The organism is Pseudaminobacter soli (ex Li et al. 2025) (assembly GCF_003012705.1).
Lineage (GTDB): Bacteria > Pseudomonadota > Alphaproteobacteria > Rhizobiales > Rhizobiaceae > Pseudaminobacter > Pseudaminobacter soli.
On record NZ_PXYL01000007.1, the window covers coordinates 183,123 to 204,105 of the forward strand.

21 protein-coding genes are annotated in these 20,983 nt (G+C 63.7%); 8 read left to right on the forward strand and 13 right to left on the reverse strand.

Going from position 1 to position 20,983, the window contains the following annotated elements:
• Nucleotides 1-139 precede the first annotated feature (139 nt).
• The 6 genes from rpmG to topA all read right to left on the reverse strand — a co-directional run bounded on the left by rpmG (nt 140) and on the right by topA (nt 7,809).
• A complete protein-coding gene (gene rpmG, locus C7I85_RS15820) occupies nt 140-307 on the reverse strand; it encodes a 50S ribosomal protein L33 (RefSeq protein ID WP_019173400.1) in 168 nt (55 codons plus the stop codon).
• Between the two features lie 101 nt (nt 308-408).
• Nucleotides 409-1,551 (reverse strand): MFS transporter, encoded by a 1,143-nt coding sequence (locus C7I85_RS15825; protein ID WP_181257196.1) that lies wholly within the window; start codon nt 1,549-1,551, stop codon nt 409-411.
• Nucleotides 1,552-1,611: 60 nt separating this feature from the next.
• Nucleotides 1,612-2,352, reverse strand: coding sequence for an NUDIX hydrolase (locus C7I85_RS15830; RefSeq protein WP_106724957.1), 741 nt, complete (start codon nt 2,350-2,352; stop codon nt 1,612-1,614).
• A gap of 73 nt (nt 2,353-2,425) precedes the next feature.
• Complete coding sequence (locus C7I85_RS15835; RefSeq protein ID WP_106724958.1) at nt 2,426-2,860, reverse strand: DUF983 domain-containing protein; 435 nt, start codon at nt 2,858-2,860, stop codon at nt 2,426-2,428.
• The gene (gene rnr, locus C7I85_RS15840; RefSeq protein ID WP_181257197.1) at nt 2,860-5,181 is read right to left on the reverse strand and encodes a ribonuclease R; all 2,322 of its coding nucleotides are present in this window, start codon (nt 5,179-5,181) and stop codon (nt 2,860-2,862) included. Before rnr ends, C7I85_RS15835 begins: the two co-directional genes overlap by 1 nt.
• A 6-nt stretch (nt 5,182-5,187) precedes the next feature.
• Nucleotides 5,188-7,809 carry a type I DNA topoisomerase gene (gene topA / locus C7I85_RS15845; protein WP_106724959.1) on the reverse strand — a complete coding sequence of 874 codons (2,622 nt, stop codon included), beginning with the start codon at nt 7,807-7,809 and terminating at the stop codon, nt 5,188-5,190.
• 295 nt (nt 7,810-8,104) lie between these two features.
• Between topA and C7I85_RS15850 the strand changes: the two genes are divergently transcribed.
• Complete coding sequence (locus C7I85_RS15850) at nt 8,105-8,308, forward strand: hypothetical protein (protein WP_106724960.1); 204 nt, start codon at nt 8,105-8,107, stop codon at nt 8,306-8,308.
• Here C7I85_RS15850 and dprA read toward each other — a convergent pair.
• From dprA to C7I85_RS15870, 4 genes are read right to left on the reverse strand one after another with little or no spacing between them, the layout of a single operon-like run.
• Nucleotides 8,270-9,403, reverse strand: coding sequence for a DNA-processing protein DprA (gene dprA, locus C7I85_RS15855; RefSeq protein WP_106724961.1), 1,134 nt, complete (start codon nt 9,401-9,403; stop codon nt 8,270-8,272). The genes C7I85_RS15850 and dprA overlap by 39 nt on opposite strands.
• On the reverse strand, nt 9,400-10,011 hold the full coding sequence (gene plsY, locus C7I85_RS15860; protein ID WP_181257198.1) for a glycerol-3-phosphate 1-O-acyltransferase PlsY: 612 nt from the start codon (nt 10,009-10,011) through the stop codon (nt 9,400-9,402). Before plsY ends, dprA begins: the two co-directional genes overlap by 4 nt.
• Before the next feature lie 37 nt (nt 10,012-10,048).
• On the reverse strand, nt 10,049-11,335 hold the full coding sequence (locus C7I85_RS15865) for a dihydroorotase (protein WP_106724962.1): 1,287 nt from the start codon (nt 11,333-11,335) through the stop codon (nt 10,049-10,051).
• Entirely contained in the window at nt 11,332-12,297 is a 966-nt protein-coding gene (locus C7I85_RS15870; RefSeq protein ID WP_106724963.1) for an aspartate carbamoyltransferase catalytic subunit, read from the reverse strand. Before C7I85_RS15870 ends, C7I85_RS15865 begins: the two co-directional genes overlap by 4 nt.
• A gap of 169 nt (nt 12,298-12,466) precedes the next feature.
• On the opposite strand from C7I85_RS15870, the gene C7I85_RS15875 reads away from it, so the two are divergent.
• The gene (locus C7I85_RS15875; protein ID WP_106725104.1) at nt 12,467-14,092 is read left to right on the forward strand and encodes a DNA alkylation response protein; all 1,626 of its coding nucleotides are present in this window, start codon (nt 12,467-12,469) and stop codon (nt 14,090-14,092) included.
• Here C7I85_RS15875 and C7I85_RS15880 read toward each other — a convergent pair.
• On the reverse strand, nt 14,077-15,012 hold the full coding sequence (locus C7I85_RS15880) for an AEC family transporter (protein ID WP_106724964.1): 936 nt from the start codon (nt 15,010-15,012) through the stop codon (nt 14,077-14,079). The genes C7I85_RS15875 and C7I85_RS15880 overlap by 16 nt on opposite strands.
• 275 nt (nt 15,013-15,287) lie before the next feature.
• Here C7I85_RS15880 and C7I85_RS15885 point away from each other — a divergent pair, with 275 nt between their 5' ends.
• Nucleotides 15,288-15,584: a DUF6105 family protein gene (locus C7I85_RS15885; protein WP_106724965.1), complete on the forward strand. Its 297-nt coding sequence runs from the start codon at nt 15,288-15,290 to the stop codon at nt 15,582-15,584.
• Here the strand turns inward: C7I85_RS15885 and ruvX are convergent.
• The gene (gene ruvX, locus C7I85_RS15890) at nt 15,581-16,066 is read right to left on the reverse strand and encodes a Holliday junction resolvase RuvX (RefSeq protein WP_106724966.1); all 486 of its coding nucleotides are present in this window, start codon (nt 16,064-16,066) and stop codon (nt 15,581-15,583) included. The two genes, C7I85_RS15885 and ruvX, sit on opposite strands and share 4 nt — an antisense overlap.
• A 78-nt stretch (nt 16,067-16,144) precedes the next feature.
• Between ruvX and C7I85_RS15895 the strand changes: the two genes are divergently transcribed.
• The 5 genes from C7I85_RS15895 to C7I85_RS15915 all read left to right on the forward strand — a co-directional run bounded on the left by C7I85_RS15895 (nt 16,145) and on the right by C7I85_RS15915 (nt 20,108).
• Nucleotides 16,145-16,849: a metal-dependent hydrolase gene (locus tag C7I85_RS15895; protein ID WP_106724967.1), complete on the forward strand. Its 705-nt coding sequence runs from the start codon at nt 16,145-16,147 to the stop codon at nt 16,847-16,849.
• Nucleotides 16,850-16,948: 99 nt separating this feature from the next.
• Complete coding sequence (gene gatC / locus C7I85_RS15900) at nt 16,949-17,236, forward strand: Asp-tRNA(Asn)/Glu-tRNA(Gln) amidotransferase subunit GatC (protein ID WP_106724968.1); 288 nt, start codon at nt 16,949-16,951, stop codon at nt 17,234-17,236.
• Nucleotides 17,237-17,242: 6 nt separating this feature from the next.
• On the forward strand, nt 17,243-17,707 hold the full coding sequence (locus tag C7I85_RS15905; RefSeq protein ID WP_106724969.1) for a GNAT family N-acetyltransferase: 465 nt from the start codon (nt 17,243-17,245) through the stop codon (nt 17,705-17,707).
• Nucleotides 17,708-17,709: 2 nt separating this feature from the next.
• Nucleotides 17,710-19,191, forward strand: a complete 1,482-nt coding sequence (gene gatA / locus C7I85_RS15910) for an Asp-tRNA(Asn)/Glu-tRNA(Gln) amidotransferase subunit GatA (RefSeq protein WP_106724970.1) — start codon at nt 17,710-17,712, stop codon at nt 19,189-19,191.
• 122 nt (nt 19,192-19,313) lie between these two features.
• Nucleotides 19,314-20,108, forward strand: a complete 795-nt coding sequence (locus tag C7I85_RS15915; RefSeq protein WP_106724971.1) for a YdcF family protein — start codon at nt 19,314-19,316, stop codon at nt 20,106-20,108.
• Here C7I85_RS15915 and C7I85_RS15920 read toward each other — a convergent pair.
• Complete coding sequence (locus C7I85_RS15920) at nt 20,060-20,803, reverse strand: DUF599 domain-containing protein (protein ID WP_106724972.1); 744 nt, start codon at nt 20,801-20,803, stop codon at nt 20,060-20,062. The genes C7I85_RS15915 and C7I85_RS15920 overlap by 49 nt on opposite strands.
• Nucleotides 20,804-20,983 lie beyond the last annotated feature (180 nt).

A 20,983-nucleotide genomic window follows, 5' to 3' on the forward strand; every position in this document is an offset into this window, starting at 1 on the left:
CTGCCAGATAGCCGACCGGCCCCCAAACCACCCTCAAATCATCCGATAGTTTCGAGCGCGCCTTCGTTGGCGTTGATGTTTGCACAAACGAAAACGCCGCCCAGAGGGCGGCGTTTCGAAGTCTCTACCGGATCGAAGATTACTTGATCTTCGTTTCCTTGAATTCGACGTGCTTCTTGGCAACCGGGTCGTACTTGCGGAACGACAGCTTTTCGGTCTTCGTGCGGCTGTTCTTGCTCGTCACGTAGAAGAAACCCGTGTCGGCGGTCGAAAGAAGCTTGATCTTGATGTTTGCGGCTTTGGCCATGATGTTCGTCCGTCTATCTTTGGAGTTCGGGCCGCGTGACCACGGCTAAAAGGCCGGATGCGGAAAACTTGGCGCGACACATAAAGAACGTGTGCAGAAAGTCAAGAGCGCCCGCCAAGAACGAGCCTGCTCCCGGCCAAGATGATGTAGGCGGCAAAGAATGCGCCGAGCGTCCAGGCAAAGCCGCTGGTGCCGAAAACATCCATGCCGATGCCGATCGCCTGTGGGCCGAGGATCATGCCGAATCCGTAGCAGAGCACGAAGGCGGCATTGGCATTGGCCAGTTCGTGGCCGGAGAGCCGCGAGCCGAGATGGGCGAGCCCGATCGTGTACAGAGCCGCCACCACGCCGCCCCAGAGGAACAGCAGGCCTGCCATCACATACCAGTTGGCCTGGATGTGGGGCAGTAGGATCATGCCGGCGAAGCCGACGACGGCACAGATCAGCAGAAGGTACCGCCTGTCACTGACACGGTCCGAGATCATGCCGAGCGGAATTTGCATGAAGACGTTGCCGAGGCCGATCATCGTCAGAAGCAGGGCGGCATCGCCCTCCGAATAGCCGATGCGGTTGCCGAACACTGGAAACAGCGCAAACCCGCCCGTTTCCACCGCGCCGAAGACCAGGACGGCGGCTGTGGCCGTGGGCACGATCCAGATGTAGCGGATGAAGCCGCTGGAACCTCCCTCAGGCACGATATTGGGGCTTTCGCGCCATGCCGCCAGAACGGGAATCGCTGCGATCATGACCAGCACGAATACGGTGCCGAAGGGCATGAAGCCGCCGCTGCCCATCTGCGAGAACAGCCAGGGGCCGGCCGCGAATCCGAGCGAAAGCACGGTCGCATAGATGCCCAGAACCAGCCCGCGGCGATGCGGCGGCGCTGAGGTGCTGATCCAGAACTCCGAAAGGATGAACAGCACCGTCAGGGCGACATGGAGCAGGACGCGCAGCGGAAACCACATCCAGAAGGCTGGGGCGAAATAGAACCCCATGAAGGCCAGCGCCCCGAGCAGGATCATGCCGAGCATGGTCCAGACCACGCCAAATCGCACCGCAAGCGGTGTAGCCAGGGGCGCGGCGGTGATCGACGCAATGCCGGCGATGGCCGTGTTGAGGCCGATCATGGAGGCCGAGTAGCCGCGCGTTTCCAGAATGATGCTGAGCAACGGCATGCCGAGCCCGATGGCAATGCCGACGACGCTGATGGACGCGATGGCCGCCGAAATCGACAACCAGCGCATGGGCATGTCTAAGGCTTGCGATTCGATGCTGCCTGTCATGGATCGTTTAGCCTATGAATTTCAGAAGATGTCGCGGACGAAACTATTGCGGACCATGCGGTAGAAGGGAATTGGTCCGCCGGGGCGCAGCAGGGGATCGGCTGTCAATCGCTGCTGGAGTTCTTCCAATATGGTCCTCGTGATGGCCGGGATATCGGCCTGGCGGGCCTCGCCGAGCGGAAGCCAGACGAGTTCTTCGAGTTCGTTGGTAGGGCCGCCATTTGGCAATTCTACGGCCACGTCGCTGCGCCACGCGGCCAGAAAGCGCGTATCGAATCGGCGAACGCGGCCGGGCGGGGTGATGGCGCGGGCAACAAGCCGCAGCGGCTGCAAGGTGGGCTGCACGCCGTTCTCGACAAAGCCCTGCCAGTCGGCCTTGGCGGTGGCGAAGGGCGCCTTGCGGCCAATCAGGAGACCAGCTTCCTCATAGGTTTCACGGATGGCCGAAAGTGCGATGGCGCGGGCGCGCGTGAGGCTGCGGCGCGCGATGGTGGAAAGCAGCTTGGCCTCCACCTGCGGGTCCAGAGCGTCCGTCACGGGCACGCGCCCGTCGTCCGGATCGGTGCGACCGCCGGGGAAGACGAATTTTCCGGGCATGAAGGCATGGCTTGCATGGCGCCTGCCCATCAGCACGAGCACGTCCTCGCCCTTGCGATCGAGCAGAATCAGGGTCGCCGCGTCGCGCGGCCGCTTTGGACCTGGGCCGAGCGCGAAATCGCGCCCTTCGGCCTTGTCCACCTGGGCTTTGGTCAGTCCTTGCATGCAAGCACCTTAGGGCAATCTGTCGTTGGACGAAATTGTCCCAGCCAACCGAGCGTTGCTCCAGCGGTGGGCTTCACACCTCAGGATGCATCTCGATCTGGTCTTCTTCGCCGCCGAACCCGTGCATATACAGCGCCCATTGCAGGCCGACGACAGCGCCCTTGACTGGGCGCAAAAGTGCAAGCGACATGAAGATCGTAAGCGGCACCCAGATCGCCAGATGCTGCCAGGTCGACAGAGTGCTGGTGGCTTCCACGCCCATGAAGGCGCCAACGACGACGTGACCGACGATGACGACGACGAGATAGGCGGGCAGGTCATCGGCGCGGTGATGGAACATTTCCTCGCCGCAGCTTTCGCACTTGTGGGCGATCGTCAGGAAGGAAGAGAACAGCTTTCCCTCTCCGCAATGCGGGCACCGACCCCTGAAGCCGCGCTTCATCGCCGTCCACAACGGACGTACCGGACGGCTGACGCGCTGCTCTCCGCCAAAAACCTCAGTCTGCATCAACGTCTCCTGCTACGGGTTGCGGCGCGCAATTGCGTTGCCCGCGCCCGCGTTCTTTGTGCCTTTGCCTTGTGGAACGACCGCTTGGAGCCGGGAAGCGGCTTCGGTTCAGTCAGCATCTCGAAGCGCATGGCGCCTGCGAGCGGGGCTACCTCGACAAGGCGAACCTCGACTCGGTCGGCCAACTGGTAGCCTTTCCCTGTACGATCTCCAAAAAGCGCCCGGGCAGTTTCGTCATAAACATAATAATCGCCATCCAGGGATGACACCGGGATGAAACCATCGGCGCCGAACTGCGGCAATTGGACAAAAAGCCCCGCCTTGGTGACGCCGGAAATGCGCGCGTCGAAGGTGTCGTTGAGGCGTCCGGCAAGATAGCCGGCGATCAGCCGGTCGATCGTATCGCGCTCGGCGGACATGGCGCGGCGTTCCGTGGCCGAAATCAGCTCGGAAATGTCTTCCAGCCGCTCTTCCTCGCTGCGGGTGATGCCATCCGAGCCGAGCGACAAGGCGCTGATCAGCGCCCGGTGCACGATCAGGTCGGCATACCGGCGAATCGGCGAGGTGAAATGCGCATAGCGGCGCAGGTTCAGACCGAAATGGCCGAGATTCTCCGGCGAATAGAGCGCCTGGCTCTGCGCGCGCAGCACCACTTCGTTGACCAGCGCTTCATGCTCTGCGCCCTTCACGTGGCTGAGAATCTGGTTGAATTGCGCAGGCTTCATCTGCGCGCCGCGCGCCAGCGACAGGCCGAGCGTAGCCAGGAACTCGCGCAGGCCCTCCTGCTTGGCGAGCGAGGGCGCATCGTGTGTGCGATAGACCAGGCTTTGCTTCTTGGCTTCAAGCGTCTCCGCGGCCGAGACATTGGCCTGGATCATGAACTCTTCGATCAGCTTGTGGGCGTCCAGCCGCTCCGGCACAACGACGCGGTCGACCGTTCCGTCGGGCTTCAGCAGGATCTTGCGCTCGGGCAGGTCGAGTTCGAGCGGCTGGCGCGAATCGCGGCCACGCTTCAGCACGTCGTAGGCTGCCCAAAGCGGCTTCAGGATGGTGTCGAGGATCGGACGCGTCACATCGTCGGGCACACCGTCGATGGCCGCCTGTGCCTGGCTGTAGGCGAGCTTGGCGGAGGACCGCATCATGACGCGGTGGAAGGAGTGGCGGATCTTCCGCCCGTCGGCGGAGAAGGTCATGCGCACAGCAAGCGCTGGCCTATCGACGCCAGCCTTGAGCGAGCAGAGATCGTTCGAGATGCGCTCCGGCAGCATCGGCACGACGCGATCCGGGAAATAGACCGAATTGCCGCGCTTCAGCGCCTCGCGGTCGAGCGGCGTGCCTGAACGGACATAGGCCGCGACATCGGCGATGGCGACATAGGCAACGATCCCGGCCGGATTCTTTTCGTCGGTGTCCGGCTCGGCGAACACCGCGTCGTCATGGTCCTTGGCGTCGGCCGGGTCGATCGTCACCAGCGGCAGGTCGCGCCAGTCCTCGCGGCGATCCATCGCGGCGGGCTTGGCCTCGTCCGCCTCCTCGATCACATCGGCCGGGAAGATGTGCGGAATCTCGTGCATGTGGATGGCGATCATCGAGACCGCCTTTTCGCTCGCCAGCGACCCGACGACGTTCAGAACCCTGCCGCGCGGCAGGCCGTAGCGCGGTGCCCGCTGCGGCAAGACCTCGACCAGATCGCCGCTCTCTGCTCCGTTGCGGAACTCTTTCTCGACGACGAGTTCGGTCTGGCGGCGCTCCACCGGCTCGACCCGGAACGTGCCGTCCTGAAGGATGCGGAAGACGCCGAGAACCGCGTCATGGCGCTTCTCGAATATCTTCATCACGCGAGCGGTGTAGGCCGGCCCGGTCTCAGCATGGGTGGGGAAAGTCTTGGCCAGCACGCGGTCGCCGACGCCTGGCGTCGGCCCGCTGCGCGATACCTTGACCGCCACGACCGTGGGCACGTCGTTATCCTGCTGTTCGACTGACCGAGCTAAAAGCCCGCCGTCTGAATCGCGGCCAAAAATGTCGAGCACAGCGACGGAGGGCAGGGAACCCGGGCGGACGAGCCGCTTGCGCTCCTTCTGCAGCAGCCCTTCGCCCTGGAGGTCGGCCAGCGTGTCCTTCAGCCAGATGCGGTTCTCGCCCTTGATGGAGAAGGCCTTGGCGATGTCGCGCTTGCCACTCTTTTCGGGATTTTCCGCGATATAGCGCAGGATGTCGTCGCGCGAGGGCAGGAAAGCGCCAGCCTTGCCTCCGGAACGGGTGGCGTCGGACGAGCCGGTCTTCGCGCCAGCGCTTTTCCGCCCGGAGATGCTTCTTGCCAAGGCTTGCTATTCCTCTTTCTTCGCCGCGGCCTTCTTGGTCGCCGTCCCCTTGGCTGCCGGCTTCTTGGCGGCAGCGGCCGTCTTGCGCGCGGGCTTCTTGCCGCCGCCCTTGGCTTCCTTCTCGGCAATCAGCGCCAGCGCGTCTTCCATGGTGACGCTCGCCGGGTCCTTGCCCTTGGGCAGGGTCGCGTTGATCTTGCCGTAATTGACATAGGGCCCGTAGCGGCCGTCGCGTACGGTGATCGCGCCGCCGCCCGCTGGGTGGTCGCCGAGTTCCTTGAGCGCAGCCGCCGCCGTGCCGTTGCGGCCGCCCTTTGCCTTCGACTGCTTCTCGGCCAGCACCGAAACGGCGCGGTTGAGGCCGATCGAGAACACGTCCTCGATGCTTTCGAGATTGGCATAGGTGCCGTCGTGCAGCACGAACGGGCCGTAGCGGCCGAGACCGGCGGAGATCATCTTGCCGGATTCGGGATGCTTGCCGACATCGCGCGGCAGCGACAGGAGCGCCACCGCCTTCTCATGGTCGATGCTTGCGGGTGTCCAGCCCTTTGGCAGGCTGGAGCGCTTGGCATCTTTGCCTTCGCCACGCTGCAGGTACGGACCAAAACGGCCGCTGCGCAGCGTGATCTCTTCGCTGGTGTAGGGATCCTTGCCGAGCGACTTGGTGCCGTCCTCGAGGCCTCCCGCTTCACCATTGCCGTTGCCGTCGCCGCCCAGCTGGCGAGTATAGCCGCATTCCGGGTAGTTCGAGCAGCCGACGAAAGCTCCATACTTGCCAAGCTTCAGCGACAGGTTGCCGGTGCCGCATTTCGGGCAGATGCGCGGGTTCGAGCCGTCCTCGCGCTCGGGGAATACGAGCGGCGCAAGCTCTTCGTTCAGCGCGTCGAGCACGTCGGTAACGCGCAGTTCTTTGATGTCGTCGACGGTTGCCGAAAACGCCTTCCAGAAGTCGCGTAGCACATCCTTCCAGGAGAGCTTGCCGTCGGAGATTTCGTCGAGTTTTTCTTCGAGCGAGGCAGTGAAGTCGTATTCGACATAGTGCTCGAAGAAGCTTTCCATGAAGGCCGTGACCAGCCGTCCCTTCGGCTGCGGCATCAGCCGCCGGTTCTCGATCGTCACATATTCGCGGTCTTCCAGCGTTTTCAGCGTGGCGACATAGGTCGAGGGGCGGCCGATGCCGAGCTCTTCCATCTTCTTGATGAAGGAGGCTTCGCTGTAACGCGGCGGCGGCTCTGTGGTGTGGCTGGTGACGTTGATCGACTTGCGGTCGAGCGCGTCGCCCATACGGATTTCCGGCAGGCGCCGGCTTTCCTCGTCCTCCGAGTCTTCGTCCTTCTGTTCGGTGTAGGCGGCGATGAAGCCGTCGAAGCGGACGACCGAGCCGACTGCGCGCAGTTGTGCCGCGCGCGAGCCATTGCGGGCTTCGATCTCGACGGTGGTGCGCTCGATCTCGGCCGGCTGCATCTGGCTGGCGATGGCGCGCTTCCAGATCATCTCATAGAGCCTCGCCTGGTCGGCATCGAGATATTTGCGCATCTCGGCCGGCGTGCGCGAAAAGTCGGTGGGGCGGATAGCTTCGTGCGCTTCCTGCGCGTTCTTGGCCTTGGTCGAGTAGTAGCGCGGCTTCTCGGGAACGTATTTGTCGCCGAATTCGCGGGCGATTGCCGAGCGGGCGGCACTGATCGCCTCAGGCGCCATCTGCACGCCGTCGGTACGCATATAGGTGATGAGGCCGGTGGTCTCGCCGCCGAGGTCCATGCCCTCATAGAGGCGCTGCGCCACCTGCATGGTGCGCACGGCCGAGAAGCCGAGGCGCGAGGATGCGGCCTGCTGCATCGTCGAGGTGGTGAAGGGCGGGCCAGGGTTACGCTTGGTCGGCTTGGCCTCGACCGACAGCGCCTTGAAGGCAGCGCCGTCGAGCATGGTCTTGATCGCGTCGGCCTGTTCCTGGCTCTTGATGTCGAGCTTCTGCAGCTTCTTGCCTTCGTAGGTCGTCAGCTTGGCTTCGAAGGTCTCGGCGCGCGGCGTGGCCAGCATGGCGGCGACCAGCCAGTAGTCCTCGCGGACGAAGCGCTCGATCTCGTTCTCGCGGTCGCAGACGAAGCGCAGTGCCACCGACTGGACGCGGCCGGCCGAACGGGCGCCGGGGAGCTTGCGCCACAGCACCGGGGAAAGCGTGAAGCCGACGAGATAGTCGAGCGCGCGGCGGGCCAGATAGGCGTCGACCAGCGGTGGGTCGATGTCGCGCGGATTGGCCATCGCGTCGAGCACGGCCTGTTTGGTGATGGAGTTGAACACCACGCGCTTGATTGGCTTGTCCTTCAGAACGCGCTTCTGCTTCAGCACTTCCAGCACGTGCCAGGAAATGGCTTCTCCCTCGCGATCAGGGTCGGTTGCGAGGATCAGGCCGTCGGCATCCTTGACCGCCTTGGCGATGTCGGTGAGCCGCTTGGCCGAGGCGCCGTCCACCGACCACGACATGGCAAAGTCCTCGTCGGGCTTCACCGAGCCGTCTTTGGCAGGGAGGTCACGCACATGGCCGAACGAGGCCAGAACTTTGTAGTTCTTGCCCAGATACTTGTTAATGGTTTTGACCTTGTTGGGCGACTCGACGACGACGACGTCCATGTTTTCTCTTATTTCCAATGAGGTCGCCTGCGGGGATCAAGGCGACGCGCGGCGAAAATTTCTGTCAACTGGCCCGTCACATGGCTGTGGTTTTCCGTCCGGTCAAGGGGCGGGGGGCAAAAACGCCTTTTGCGTCTTTAGACGCAGCCATGAAGCGGCCATGTTAGCCGATTGCAATTTAGAGTATATTCAATATAGTGATTATTATCAGGGGTTGTATTAGTTCGGATAATTCATCCTTTCCTTGAGCCTGCTTGGGGTGACCGCCCTTGCGAGACATTGCGGAGTATTGCCGATGCGGCAGTCCTTTACAACGAGGCGTACGGATACGCTCGATTACATCCAGACGCTGCTCGGCCAGCTGCGGGCCATGGCGGAAGCGGAGCGCTGCGACATGCTCACCTATCTGATCGAGATGGCCTATGTCGAAGCGAGCGACATCATAAGGGGCGAACGGGCGTCACGGGTCCAGCAGGACAAGCGAGACCGCGCCTCCTGAATGGCGTTCGAGCCGGCCGGCAAGATCAAGCTCCAGCAGAATCATGAAAACCTGGGACGGATGCAGTCCGGTGTGGCGGATGATCTCGTCCACGCCGACTGGCACGGGGCCCAACGCTTCCACCACCCGATCCCGGTCGTTGTCGCCCGGAGGCGGCGTGACCGAGAAATCCGGCGGTTCGTCGAGCGACAATGCAAGAGGCGACGGTGCCCCGGTCAGCGGCGAGAGCGCGGACATGACATCGCTGGCCTCGGTGACGAGGATCGCGCCGTCCTTGAGAAGACCGTTCGTGCCGGCCGCACGCGGATCGAGCGGCGAGCCGGGCACCGCGAACACCAGCCTTCCCATCTCACCCGCCAGCCGCGCGCTGATGAGCGAGCCGGAGCGTTTGGCAGCCTCCACCACAACCAATCCGAGCGTCATGCCCGCAACGATGCGGTTGCGTCGTGGGAAATCTTGGGCGCGCGGCTCCCAGCCGAACGGCATTTCCGAGACGATGGCGCCGGCGCCAGCGGCGATTCCCTCCATGAGGCCGATGTTCTCGGGCGGGTAGGGTTTGTCGAGCCCTCCGGCAAAGACGCCTACGGTGCCGGTCGCAAGGCTGCCTTGATGTGCTGCGGTGTCTATGCCGCGCGCAAGGCCCGATACGATCGAATAGCCCTCGCGCCCCAGTTCGGCGGCGAGCGAGCGCGCCATCTTTATCCCGGCCAGCGAAGCGTTGCGGGCGCCGACGATTGCTGCCGCGGGCAAGCCGAAGACGGCGCCCGTTCCCTTGATCGCCAGTAAGGGCGGCGGGTTGTCCAATTTTCGCAGCAGGGGCGGATAATCGGGCTCGCCGATGCAAACGAAGCGCGCGCCGTGGCGGCGCGCCATCTCCATCTCGGCCTCCGCTTCATTAACGGAAGAAATGCGAGCTATGCGATTGGCGCCGCCGGAGATCATCAGTTCCGGCAGCATTTCGATGGCTGTTTCGGCTGAGCCGAAGCGGTTGATGAGATCGCGGAAACTGGCGGGCCCGACATTCGGGGTGCGGATAAGGCGCAGCCAGTTCAGTCGCTGCCGGTCGCTGAGGCGGGGACCGGCAGTCTTGTTCATCCCTTGGCCCCGATGCGCGATTCAGTGCCCGCAAGCAGCCGCGATATGTTCGCGTGGTGTTTGATGAACACGATCACGCTCATGAGCACGAAAAGGGTCGCAGTGTCGCGCAGGCCGAGGAAGTAGAGCGCAACCGGCACTGCCACCGCTGCGACCAGCGCGGCAAGCGACGAGTAGCGGGTGAGGAAAGCGACCAGCAGCCAGACCACGGCGAAGACCAGCGCGCCCTGCCAGGCAAGCGCGATCAGCACACCTAGATAGGTGGCGACGCCCTTGCCACCCTTGAACCCGAGCCAGACAGGGAAGAGATGGCCGAGAAAGGCGCCAAGGCCCGCCACCAGCGCGGCTTCCGGAGCATAGAGGCCGGCGATCAGCACGGCTGCGGTGCCCTTCAACGCGTCGAGCAGCAGCGTCAGCGCCGCGAGTTTCTTGCTCCCGGTGCGCAGCACATTGGTTGCGCCGATATTGCCCGAGCCGATCTTGCGGACGTCACCCAGCCCGGCCGCGCGCGTGACCAGCAGGCCGAATGGGATCGAGCCGAGCAAGTAGCCGAAAATCAGCGCTACAATGAGGTATGGCAGCGGCAGCTGCCACGTCAAAGAATCCATCTATCTCCCCCTCGGAGCTGCGTAACCAGCCTCCGGCCTACACCGAAAACACTGTGCGGCCCGAAACCATCGTTTGCAAGACCCTGCCTTGCAGGCGCGCACTCTCGAAGCAGGTGTTTTTCGAGCGCGAGCGAATGTTCTGCTCCTGCACGATCCAGGGTTCGTTCAGATCGACGACCGCGAGATCGGCGCTCGCGCCCGGCTTCAGCGTGCCGACCGGCAGGCCGAACAGTTTTGCCGGCGCGGTCGAGAGCACCTCGATCAGCCGAAGCAGCGGGATTTCGTCGTTATGGTAGAGCCTGAGAGCCGCGCCCAGCAGCGTTTCGAGCCCGATCGCGCCGTCGGCCGCATCCGAGAAGGGCAGCCGCTTGGTGTCGACGTCCTGCGGGTCGTGCGACGAGACCACGATGTCGATCGTGCCGTTGCGCACCGCCTCGATCATCGCCTGCCGGTCGTCTTCGGTGCGAAGCGGCGGTGAGAGCTTGAAGAAGGTACGGTATTCGCCGATGTCGTTCTCATTGAGCGACAGATGGTTGATCGAAACACCTGCGGAGACATTGGCGCCGTCCGCCTTGGCACGGGCAACCGCATTGGCGGAAAGCCCGGTCGAGATCTTGGAGGCGTGGTAGCGGCCGCGCGTCAGGCGGGCGAGCGAGAGGTCGCGTTCGAGCGGGATCAGTTCCGCCTCGCGCGGAATGCCCGAAAGGCCGAGCCAGCTTGCATAGAGCCCTTCGTTCATCACGCCCGAGCCGGCCAGATGCGGGTCCCGCGTCTCATGCGCAATCACCGCGCCGAAATCGCGTGCATAGGTGAGCGCGCGGCGCATGGTCAGCGAGTTGGCGATGGTGTGGCGGCCGTCGGTGAACGCGACCGCACCCGCTTCGCGCAGCAGGCCGAATTCGGTCATCTCGCGGCCTTCCAGGCCCTTGGTAACGGCGGCGGCGGGGAACACGTTGACATGCGCAGTGTCGCGTGCGGTCCGCAGCACGAATTCCACCAGCGCGACATTGTCGATCACCGGATCGGTGTCCGGCATCATGACCACCGAGGTCACGCCGCCGGCGGCGGCGGCAAGGCTTGCGGAGGCGATGGTTTCGCGGTGCTCCGCGCCCGGCTCTCCGATGAAGACGCAGCCGTCCACCAGTCCAGGGATGATGGTCTTGCCGGTGCAGTCGACGATCTTCGCACCCTCCGGCGCGCCCTGGTTCAGGGCAGCGGCGCCAGTGGCGGCGATGGTCTTGCCGTCGACGATTACGGAGCCGATTTCGTCGATGCCGCGCGAGGGGTCGACGATGCGGGCGTTCTGGAAGACGGTGACGCTCATGCCTGGTCTCCGTCCTGGTTGCGGCGCGGGTCGAGCAGCGCCTCCATCACGGCCATGCGCACGGCCACTCCCATTTCCACTTGTTCCTGAATGACGCTTTGCGGACCGTCGGCGATTTCGGACGCGATCTCGACGCCGCGGTTCATCGGTCCGGGGTGCATCACCAGCGCGTCTGGCTTCGCGGCCCTCAGCTTTTCGGCATCGAGGCCGAAATAGCGGAAATATTCGCGCACCGAAGGCACGAAGGCGCCTTCCATGCGCTCGCGCTGCAGGCGCAGCATCATCACCACGTCGGCGTCCTTAAGCCCTTCGGCCATGGTGGGGCAGACCTCGACGCCCATTTGGGCGATGCCCGAGGGCAAAAGCGTGGACGGCGCCACCACGCGCACCCGGGCGCCCATGGCGTTGAGCAGCAGGATGTTGGAGCGCGCCACGCGCGAATGCAGGATATCGCCGCAGATCGCGACGGTGAGCCGCGCAAGTGTGCCCTTGGCGCGGCGGATGGTCAGCGCGTCGAGCAGCGCCTGTGTCGGGTGCTCATGGGCTCCGTCGCCGGCGTTGACGACCGAGCAGCCGACCTTTTGCGCCAGAAGTGCTGCCGCACCCGCAGAGGCGTGGCGGATGATGAGGATATCAGGGCGCATCGCATTCAGCGTCATCGCCGTATCGATCAGCGTTTCGCCCTTCTTCACCGAGGAGCTTGCCACCGACATGTTCATCACATCCGCGCCCAGCCGCTTGCCGGCGAGCTCGAAGGACGATTGCGTACGGGTGGAAGCCTCGTAGAAGAGGTTGATCTGCGTGCGCCCCCGCAACGTCGTCGTCTTCTTCTCGTTGCGGCGGGAAATCGCCACCGCGGCATCGGCGCGGTCGAGAAGCAGTTCTATGTCGATGGGGGAAAGATCGCGTATGCCAAGCAAGTGGCGGTGCGGGTAAAGCGGCAGGGCTGAAGCGTCGGTCATCTTAAAGCCGTCCTATAGGCGCGCAGTGGGGCAATCGCAAGCGCCGGAGGGGGATGAAGGGCCCACTTTCCCGGGATTTTCATCGCGTGGTAAGGATCCCTTGGTTTATAAAGCTTCGACGAAACTTCGGATTCGCATGATGCGCCGAAGAGCACCCTAAGGATTGCGCGTGAGCGACGAGGTAACGAACCAATCTCCGCCCTTGACCGGAGGCAACGCCTGGCGGGGCGATCCGTTGCTGGTTCAGCTTGCCGAAGATTTTTCGGAACCGGTGCGCAAGGACCTCGATGGCATTGGTCGCTTCGTGCTGAGCGCCGAGGCGCAGGATCTCGCGCGGCTCGCCAACACCGAAACGCCGAAGCTCAGGACGCATGACCGGCAGGGCCGGCGGCTCGACGTGGTCGACTACCATCCGGCCTATCACGCCTTGATGCGCCGGTCAGTCACCAATGGACTGCATTCGTCGATCTGGGAGAATGGCGCGCACGAGACCGGCCGCCGCCACCAGGCGCGCGCTGCGCGCTTCTATCTTACCGCGCAGCTGGAAACGGGGCATCTTTGCCCCATCACCATGACCAGCGCGTCGCTGGCGGCGCTGATGGCGAGCCCAAAACTGTTTCGCGAATGGGCGCCGCGCATCACGACGCGCAAATACGACCAGGCTCAGAAGCCGCCGGTGGAAAAGACCGGGCTGACGCTCGGCATGGGCATGACCGAGAAGCAGGGCGGCACCGATGTGCGCGCCAACACCACCCGCGCCGAGCGCGCGGGCAGCGGCTTTTATCGCATCACCGGCCACAAATGGTTCATGTCGGCGCCGATGTCGGACGCCTTCCTGGTGCTGGCCCAGTCGCGTGAAGGACTGTCGAGCTTCCTGGTGCCGCGCATCCTCGGGGACGGCAACAGCAATGGCTTCCGCTTCCAGCGTCTCAAGGACAAGCTGGGCAACCGCTCCAACGCGTCTTCCGAGGTCGAGTTCGTCAACACAATCGGCGAGATGGTTGGCGAGCCGGGGCAGGGCGTGAAGACCATCATGGACATGGTGACGCTTACGCGACTCGATTGCGCCGTCGCTTCCTCGGGCATCATGCGCGCAGGCTTGGCCGAGGCCGTCAATCACACGCGCCATCGCCAGGTGTTCGGCGCCAATCTCATCGACCAGCCGCTGATGCAGCGCGTTCTGGCCGACATGGCGCTCGACGTTGCAGGTGCCACGGCGCTGTCGTTCCGCCTTGCGCGCTCTTTCGACGAGGCCGCGACCAATCGCGGCGAGGCGGCTTTTGCGCGCGTCATGACACCGGTGGTGAAATACTGGGTGTGCAAGATCGCTCCGGCGCTGCTCTATGAGGCGATGGAGTGCCTGGGCGGCAACGGCTATGTCGAGGAAATGCCTCTCGCCCGCTACTATCGCGAGGCCCCGGTCAACGCCATCTGGGAAGGCTCGGGCAATGTTATGGCGATCGACGTGCTGCGCGTTCTCAGCCGTGCTCCCGGTCTGTTCGACGACGTTCTCGCCAGTCTCGAGCAGGATCTCGGCACGAGCGGCCCCGGCACCACGGGCGTGCTGCGCGCGGCGCTTCAGGTGGCGTCGTCCGACGAAGGCTCGGCGCGCATCCTCACCGAACAGCTGGCGCTGTCAGCTGCGGCAGCCGAGCTGCGACGCATGGGGGCTGGGCGCATCGCCGACGCCTTCATCGAAACTCGCCTCGCCGGCCAGTGGCGCGGCACCTACGGCATGCTCGATGCGCGCCATGATGCGCGCATGATCATCGATACGCTCTATCCGGTGATCTGAGCCGTCAGCGAAAGCACCGCCGGTATGGTCAGGAACGAGGCGGCCGTCTGCACGGTGGTGACGGCGGCGTAGAGCTCGGCATCGCCGCCAAGTTGGCGGGCGAGCAGGTAGCCGTTCATGGCGGTCGGCACCGCCGCGCACAGCGCGAGATAGGAAAGCTGGCTGCCAGTGACGCCGAAAGCCACGGCCGCGCCGACGAGCAGGGCCGGGAAAAGCGCTAGCTTCAGCATGACGGGCAACAGAAGCGCGACGCGCGGCCGCCACAGGTCGCCTAGGCGCAGGCCGGCGCCGATGGCCAGAAGCCCCATGCCGAGCGCTGCATTTCCGACCAGACCCAGCGTCTGGTTGAACGGGCCGTAAAGCTGGAAAGGCAGGCAGCGGAACAGGATCGCGGCGAGCGAGCCTAAAATCATTGGATTGATCGCCATGTCGCGGCCGATCTTGCGCCAGTTGGCGCTCCGGTCGGCAAAGCGGGTTACCAGAAGCACCGTCGCGAGGTTGAGCGGAATGATGATGATCGCCATCACCAGCGCCACGACCGCGGTGCCTGCCGGAGGAAAAATCTTCTGGGCGATCGCGAGCGCCATAAAACTGTTCCAGCGTGCGGCGGTTTGGAAAATTGAAGAAAACTCGGTCCGCTTCACGAGCCCGGTGCGATCGAGCAGGGGCCACAAGCCGCAGGTGATCGTCACCATGGCGACGAGTGCAGCCGTCAGCGCCATCATCATCGCATCGAGTTCGAGCCCGCTGAAATCGGCGTTGTAGATGGTGACGAAAAGCAGCGCCGGATAGAGAAACCAGTAGCCGATCTGCTCGAGCCCGAGCCATGCGCCAGGATCGATCAGCGGCAGCCGGCGAAGCAGGTTTCCTCCCAGAATTAGCAGGAAGATCGGAAGGATACTTTCGAAGGCTGCAAGCATTGGATGAAAGCTGGTTGTCCGGAACGAGACTCAGGGGAGTGGAAAACGCCGGAACGAGCCTATCTCTTCCTTATCGCTATGAACAACTACCGGCTGTTAAGGTTAACAAATGGTTTCAATTGCGATGTCGCGGCTTCGGGGTCACTGTCTGTAGCTGGGGTAGGGGTACTCATGTTCAAGTATTTCGGGTCACGTGTGACTTCCGGAACGGCGACGCAATTTGCGCCGTTGCCCGCAGGGTGCATCCGCAAAGCCGGTCTCCGAGGAGTCCGCCGATGCGCTATGTGATCACCCTGTGGGCCGCGCCTTTGCTGTTGTTCTGGGGCTGGTTCGGCCTGTCGTTCTACGACATCAATTTCGGCTACGTCATCCTGAGCCGTCAGCTGCATGACCTCGTCTTCAAGCTTTACGGCGAGGTTCTCGGCATAGATCCGGATACCATTCCGCTCCTGCTCGTCAGAGCCTGCATCTTCGACGCGTTCTTCTTGGCGGCAATTCTTGCCTTCCGCCGGCGCCGTCAGATAGGCGAATGGATGCGGGCGAGGAGCAAGACTTCAGTCCTCGAGGACTAATCCGATCCGGTTTCGCGGCGAAGGGTGTGAAGCCGGTCGAGCACGCCCTGCAAGATGAAGGCGGCGGCCGCCGAATCGATCTTCGTCTTCCGCTTGGCGCGCGACATGTCCATCTCGATCAGGCTGCGCTCGGCCGCGACGGTCGATAGCCGCTCGTCCCAGAAGGCGAAGGGCAGGTCGGTCAGCCTGGCGATATTGCGCACGAATGCGCGCGAAGCCTGCGCGCGAGGGCCTTCGCTGCCGTCCATGTTGACGGGCAGGCCAATCACCACTGCACCGGTGTTTTCCTTGCCCAGAAGATCGAGCAGGCTGGCTGCGTCGATGGAGAATTTTTTCCGGAGGATGACCGGGCGGGGATGGGCGAAGGACAGGCCGCGATCCGAGACGGCGACGCCGATCGTCTTTTCGCCGAGATCCAGCCCGGCCAGTGTCTTGCCGCCTGCGAGTGTCTGCGGCAGGTCCTCGATCGCGACGATGTTCAAGGGCGCGTGGCTTTCCTTTTGACTTGGCTTCGCCGCCTTCTATCCTTTGAACGAGAGAAAATCGAGGAGTCGGCTGCGATGAAAATCACCTGGTACGGGCAATCCGCGTTTCGCGTGGAAGTGGGCAAGGCCAAGATCCTGATCGACCCGTTCATCCAGAACCCGCTCTGGAAGGGAGGCTGGGAAGGCCCTGCCGAGGGCGTCACCCATGTGCTGCTTACCCACGGCCACAACGACCACATCGGCGATTCCGTAGCGATCCTGAAGAAGACCGGCGCGCAGCTCGTCGCCAATTTCGAGATCTGCATGTATCTGGTCGGGCAGGGCGTTAGCGGTGACCAGATCAATCCCGGCAATCATGGCGGCACGGTCGATTGCGGCGGCTTCACCACCACTTTCGTCAATGCGCTCCATTCCTCATCATATGCCGGCGAGGGCGGGACCAACACCTATCTCGGCAATCCGGCCGGGCTCATCCTGCATTTTCCGGACGACCGCACGCTCTACCACATGGGCGACACCGACATCTTCTCCGACATGGCGCTGATCAACGAACTGCATGAGCCGCAGATCGGCATCGTGCCGGTCGGAGACCGCTTCACCATGGGCGGCGCGGTGGCCGCGCTCGCCTGCCGGCGCTTCTTCAATTTCGAGACGGTGATCCCCTGCCACTACAAGACCTTCCCGATGCTCGACCAGACGCCGGACAAGTTCATTGCCGGCATGGAGGGCTCGGGCGTCGAGATCGTCGTACCAAATCTGGGCGAAACCAAAGAGATTTAGCTTCTCGAAGCTCCGGCGCGGACATCAATGTTGCGCGCCGCGCCGGGCGCCGCTATAGCCCAAACACGATAACCAGCCCGGTTTTCCGGAGAATCCCTGATGTCCGTTGATATAGCCACCGTTAAGCGCGTCGCGCACCTTGCCCGCATTGCCGTCACCGAAGAGGATGCCGAGCGTATGACGGGCGAACTGAACGCCATTCTCGGCTTCGTCGAGCAATTGAACGAAGTCGATGTGAGTGGCGTCGAGCCGATGACCTCCGTAACGCCTATGGCGATGAAGAAGCGCGAGGATATTGTCACCGACGGCAGCAAGGCGGCGGATATCGTCGCCAACGCTCCGTCCACCGAAGAGAATTTCTTCCTCGTTCCCAAGGTGGTGGAGTAACGCTTCGTGGCCCTCGCGATCGCGACCGAAAGCCCGTTGCAGGACGATGTGCGCGGCCTGATCGCCGAGCTCAACGCCACCTTGCTCGAGTTGACGCCGCCGGAGTTCTGCTTCCACATGACCGCGGAGCAGATGGCCGGGCCTGAGACCACCGTTTTCATTGCCCGCGACGGGTGCGAGGTGGTGGCTTGCGGGGCGCTGAAGCGGCACGATGGCGATCTCGGTGAGGTCAAGCGCATGTTTACGCGCCCCTCGCATCGCGGCCGGCGTATCGGCTTCGAGATCGTGGGCCGCATCGAGGCGCTGGCGCGCAGCGAGGGTATTTCGCGGCTGGTGCTTGAAACCGGCGACCGGCACCCGGCCGCCTGGGCCATCTACGAGCGCGCCGGCTTTACGCGCTGCGGCCCTGTGCTCGACTATCCGGATTCGGAATGGTCGGTGTTTTACGAGAAGAATTTGCAGGCTGAATGACGATGAGCAACCTGACCAGACTGACCATTTCCGAGGCCCGCTCCAAGCTCCGCGCCAAGGAGATCAAGGCGACCGAGCTAACCGACGCCTATCTCGACGCGATCGATGCGGCCAACGGCGAGTTCAACGCCTATGTTACCGTCACGCACGACAAGGCGCGTGACATGGCCAAGGCTTCCGACGAAAAGCTCGTCAGGGGCGAGGGCGGTGCGCTGGAAGGCATTCCGCTCGGCATCAAGGACCTGTTCGCCACCGAGGGCGTTCACACCCAGGCCTGCAGCCATGTGCTGGACGGCTTCAGGCCGCGCTATGAATCGACGGTCACCGCCAATCTCTGGGCCGACGGCGCCGTCATGCTGGGCAAGCTCAACATGGACGAGTTCGCCATGGGCTCCTCCAACGAGACGTCCTACTACGGCGCGGTGACCAACCCGTGGCGCGCGGCCGGCTCGAACAAGCAGCTCGTTCCCGGCGGCTCCTCCGGCGGTTCGGCTGCTGCGGTTGCCGCCTGGCTGTGCGCCGGCGCCACCGCCACCGACACCGGCGGCTCCATCCGTCAGCCGGCGGCCTTCACCGGTACGGTCGGCATCAAGCCGACCTATGGCCGTGTGTCGCGCTGGGGCACGGTGGCCTTCGCCTCCTCGCTCGATCAGGCAGGCCCGATTTCGCGCGACGTGCGCGACGCCGCGATCATGCTGAAGTCGATGGCTTCGGTTGACGGCAAGGACACGACCTCCGTCGACCTGCCGGTGCCGGACTACGAGGCTGCCATCGGTCGCTCGGTGAAGGGCATGAAGATCGGCATTCCGAAGGAATACCGCGTCGACGGTATGCCCGCCGATATCGAGGCGCTGTGGCAGAAGGGCATTGCCTGGCTGAAGGAAGCCGGTGCCGAGATCGTCGACATCTCGCTGCCGCACACGAAATACGCGCTGCCGGCCTATTACATCGTCGCGCCGGCGGAAGCCTCGTCCAACCTCGCGCGCTATGATGGCGTCCGCTACGGCCTGCGCGTGCCGGGCAAGGACATCATCGAGATGTACGAGAACACCCGCGCTGCCGGTTTCGGCCGAGAGGTCAAGCGCCGCATCATGATCGGCACCTATGTGCTGTCGGCCGGCTACTACGACGCCTACTATCTGCAGGCGCAGAAGGTTCGCACGCTGATCAAGAAGGACTTCGAGGACGCCTTCGCTGCTGGCATCGACGTCATCCTGACGCCGGCCACCCCGTCGGCCGCCTTCGGCGTCGCCGATCAGGAGATGGCGAGCGATCCGGTGAAAATGTACCTCAACGACATCTTCACCGTGACGGTGAACATGGCCGGCCTGCCGGGCATCGCCGTTCCGGCCGGTATGGACGCCAACGGCCTGCCGCTCGGGCTCCAGCTCATCGGCCGTCCCTTCGACGAGGAGACGCTGTTCCAGACCGCCCATGTCATCGAGCAGGCGGCCGGACGGTTCGAACCGGCAAAGTGGTGGTAGGCAGATTCTGCCACCCAAGCATCGCACCGAAAGGCGCCCGGCGTTTTTCGATGCTCGCTCAGAATGTTAGATCGTCCTTCGTGCGTCCAGATGGGCGCACGGCGATCTAATGGGGTGACGGAATGTTCTTTGTCGTTTCCAAGGTCTTCTGGTTTTTCATCCAGCCCTTGAACCTCTCGCTGTTCCTGCTGCTGGCCGGCGTCGTTGCCCTGCTTGCGGGCTGGCGACGCCTGGCGATCACCGGGTGCCTTGGCGGCCTTGTAATCCTCGCGCTCGCGACCTGGACCTCGCTCGGCGCCATCCTGCTCAACCCGCTCGAGGAGCGCTTCCAGCGCCCGAACCTACCCGAAAAAGTCGACGGCATCGTCGTGCTGGGCGGCGGCCTCGAAGGCGCGATCAACCTCGCGCGCGGCGGTTATGAGCTGAACCGGGCCGGCGACCGGTTCGTCGAGACGGCAATCCTCGCGCGGCGTTTCCCCGATGCCAGGATCGTTGTGTCCGGCGGTGTCGGCTCGCTCATCCTCGACGGCGAGGGCGATGCGGCGACGGCCGAGCGACTGCTGACCGCGCTCGGCGTCGAGCGCGAGCGCTTGGTGCTCGAAAACGACTCGCGCAACACCTACGAAAACGCCGTCTTCACCAAGCGGCTCGTATCGCCCAAGCCGGGCGAAACCTGGCTTCTGGTCACCTCGGCCTTCCACATGCCGCGTTCGATGGCGCTGTTCCGCAAGGCAGATTTTGAAGTGCTGCCGTGGCCGGTCGACTATCGCACTTCGGGTCAGGAGGGCGTGGGCCTGCTGCGCGACGACCCGGCGGACGCGCTGCAGAACACAACAATGGCCATCCGCGAATGGATCGGGCTCGTCGCCTACTGGCTGTCGGGAAAGATCGCGTCACCCTTCCCCGGGCCGGCCTGATCTGGCTCAAGCACTGCGCGCCGGGCGGCGGAGAAGAACTGCCGGCGCATCAACACCGCCAGCAGGATGAGCGTGGTGACGACGAATACACCGGCATTCACGAACCAGCCCAGATAGCCGAGCGAAAAGAAGATCGCCCGCAAGCCGGCGTTGAAATGCTTGCCGGCCAGCACGTTCATGCGCGTGGCGCGACGCACCGCCGCTTCCATGCTGGGGCTGTGCGTGCCTTCGCCCTGCATCGGCACCGCTCCCACGAGGATGGAGCAGTAGTTGAACAGCCGGTAAGACCAGCCGAACTTGAAGAAGGCATAGGCCAGGATGATGATCAGGCCGAGGACCTTGATCTCGAAGGTCGAGCGCGAGGGCGCAGCTGCAAAGGGCAGGTCGGCCAGTACCGTCAGAACATGGTCGGATGCTCCGAGCAGCGCAAAGCAGCCGCCCACCGCAATCAACGAGCTTGAGGCGAAGAACGCCGTACCCTGCTGCAAGCCCACCATGATGCTGGTGTCGATCATGCGCAGCTCGCGCCGCGCCATGGTCCGCATCCAGGCCTCGCGCTGCGCGTTCATCGCCCTGGTCAGCGAGATGCGGCGCACGAGGTGGCCATCGACGGTCAGCGTATGCACGGCCCATGCCGCCAGGAAGAAGGCGAGCGCGGCGAGATCAGGGATCGTCAGCTGCAGAGAATCGAGCATTTTGCGAGCTTATCACGGCCCTGATGGACCATCGCAAGCCCGGTTGGCCGCGCGCCAGGCGGGCACAATTTCGACATACAGCTTTCCACTTCGTTGATAGTGCTTTCGCAATAAGCGGATGATTTTATTCGAGTTGTAAGGAGGCTTGCATGGCAGCTATGCGCCGGCGCCATGTTTTCG

Excerpts from the sequence above, each read along its gene's own strand:
- rpmG (WP_019173400.1), bottom strand. The coding sequence starts at position 307 with ATGGCCAAAGCCGCAAACATCAAGATCAAGCTTCTTTCGACCGCCGAC.
- C7I85_RS15825 (WP_181257196.1), bottom strand. The coding sequence starts at position 1,551 with ATGCGCTGGTTGTCGATTTCGGCGGCCATCGCGTCCATCAGCGTCGTC.
- C7I85_RS15830 (WP_106724957.1), bottom strand. The coding sequence starts at position 2,352 with ATGCAAGGACTGACCAAAGCCCAGGTGGACAAGGCCGAAGGGCGCGAT.
- C7I85_RS15835 (WP_106724958.1), bottom strand. The coding sequence starts at position 2,860 with ATGCAGACTGAGGTTTTTGGCGGAGAGCAGCGCGTCAGCCGTCCGGTA.
- topA (WP_106724959.1), bottom strand. The coding sequence starts at position 7,809 with ATGGACGTCGTCGTCGTCGAGTCGCCCAACAAGGTCAAAACCATTAAC.
- C7I85_RS15850 (WP_106724960.1), top strand. The coding sequence starts at position 8,105 with ATGCGGCAGTCCTTTACAACGAGGCGTACGGATACGCTCGATTACATC.
- dprA (WP_106724961.1), bottom strand. The coding sequence starts at position 9,403 with ATGAACAAGACTGCCGGTCCCCGCCTCAGCGACCGGCAGCGACTGAAC.
- plsY (WP_181257198.1), bottom strand. The coding sequence starts at position 10,011 with ATGGATTCTTTGACGTGGCAGCTGCCGCTGCCATACCTCATTGTAGCG.
- C7I85_RS15865 (WP_106724962.1), bottom strand. The coding sequence starts at position 11,335 with ATGAGCGTCACCGTCTTCCAGAACGCCCGCATCGTCGACCCCTCGCGC.
- C7I85_RS15870 (WP_106724963.1), bottom strand. The coding sequence starts at position 12,297 with ATGACCGACGCTTCAGCCCTGCCGCTTTACCCGCACCGCCACTTGCTT.
- C7I85_RS15880 (WP_106724964.1), bottom strand. The coding sequence starts at position 15,012 with ATGCTTGCAGCCTTCGAAAGTATCCTTCCGATCTTCCTGCTAATTCTG.
- C7I85_RS15885 (WP_106724965.1), top strand. The coding sequence starts at position 15,288 with ATGCGCTATGTGATCACCCTGTGGGCCGCGCCTTTGCTGTTGTTCTGG.
- C7I85_RS15895 (WP_106724967.1), top strand. The coding sequence starts at position 16,145 with ATGAAAATCACCTGGTACGGGCAATCCGCGTTTCGCGTGGAAGTGGGC.
- gatC (WP_106724968.1), top strand. The coding sequence starts at position 16,949 with ATGTCCGTTGATATAGCCACCGTTAAGCGCGTCGCGCACCTTGCCCGC.
- gatA (WP_106724970.1), top strand. The coding sequence starts at position 17,710 with ATGAGCAACCTGACCAGACTGACCATTTCCGAGGCCCGCTCCAAGCTC.
- C7I85_RS15915 (WP_106724971.1), top strand. The coding sequence starts at position 19,314 with ATGTTCTTTGTCGTTTCCAAGGTCTTCTGGTTTTTCATCCAGCCCTTG.
- C7I85_RS15920 (WP_106724972.1), bottom strand. The coding sequence starts at position 20,803 with ATGCTCGATTCTCTGCAGCTGACGATCCCTGATCTCGCCGCGCTCGCC.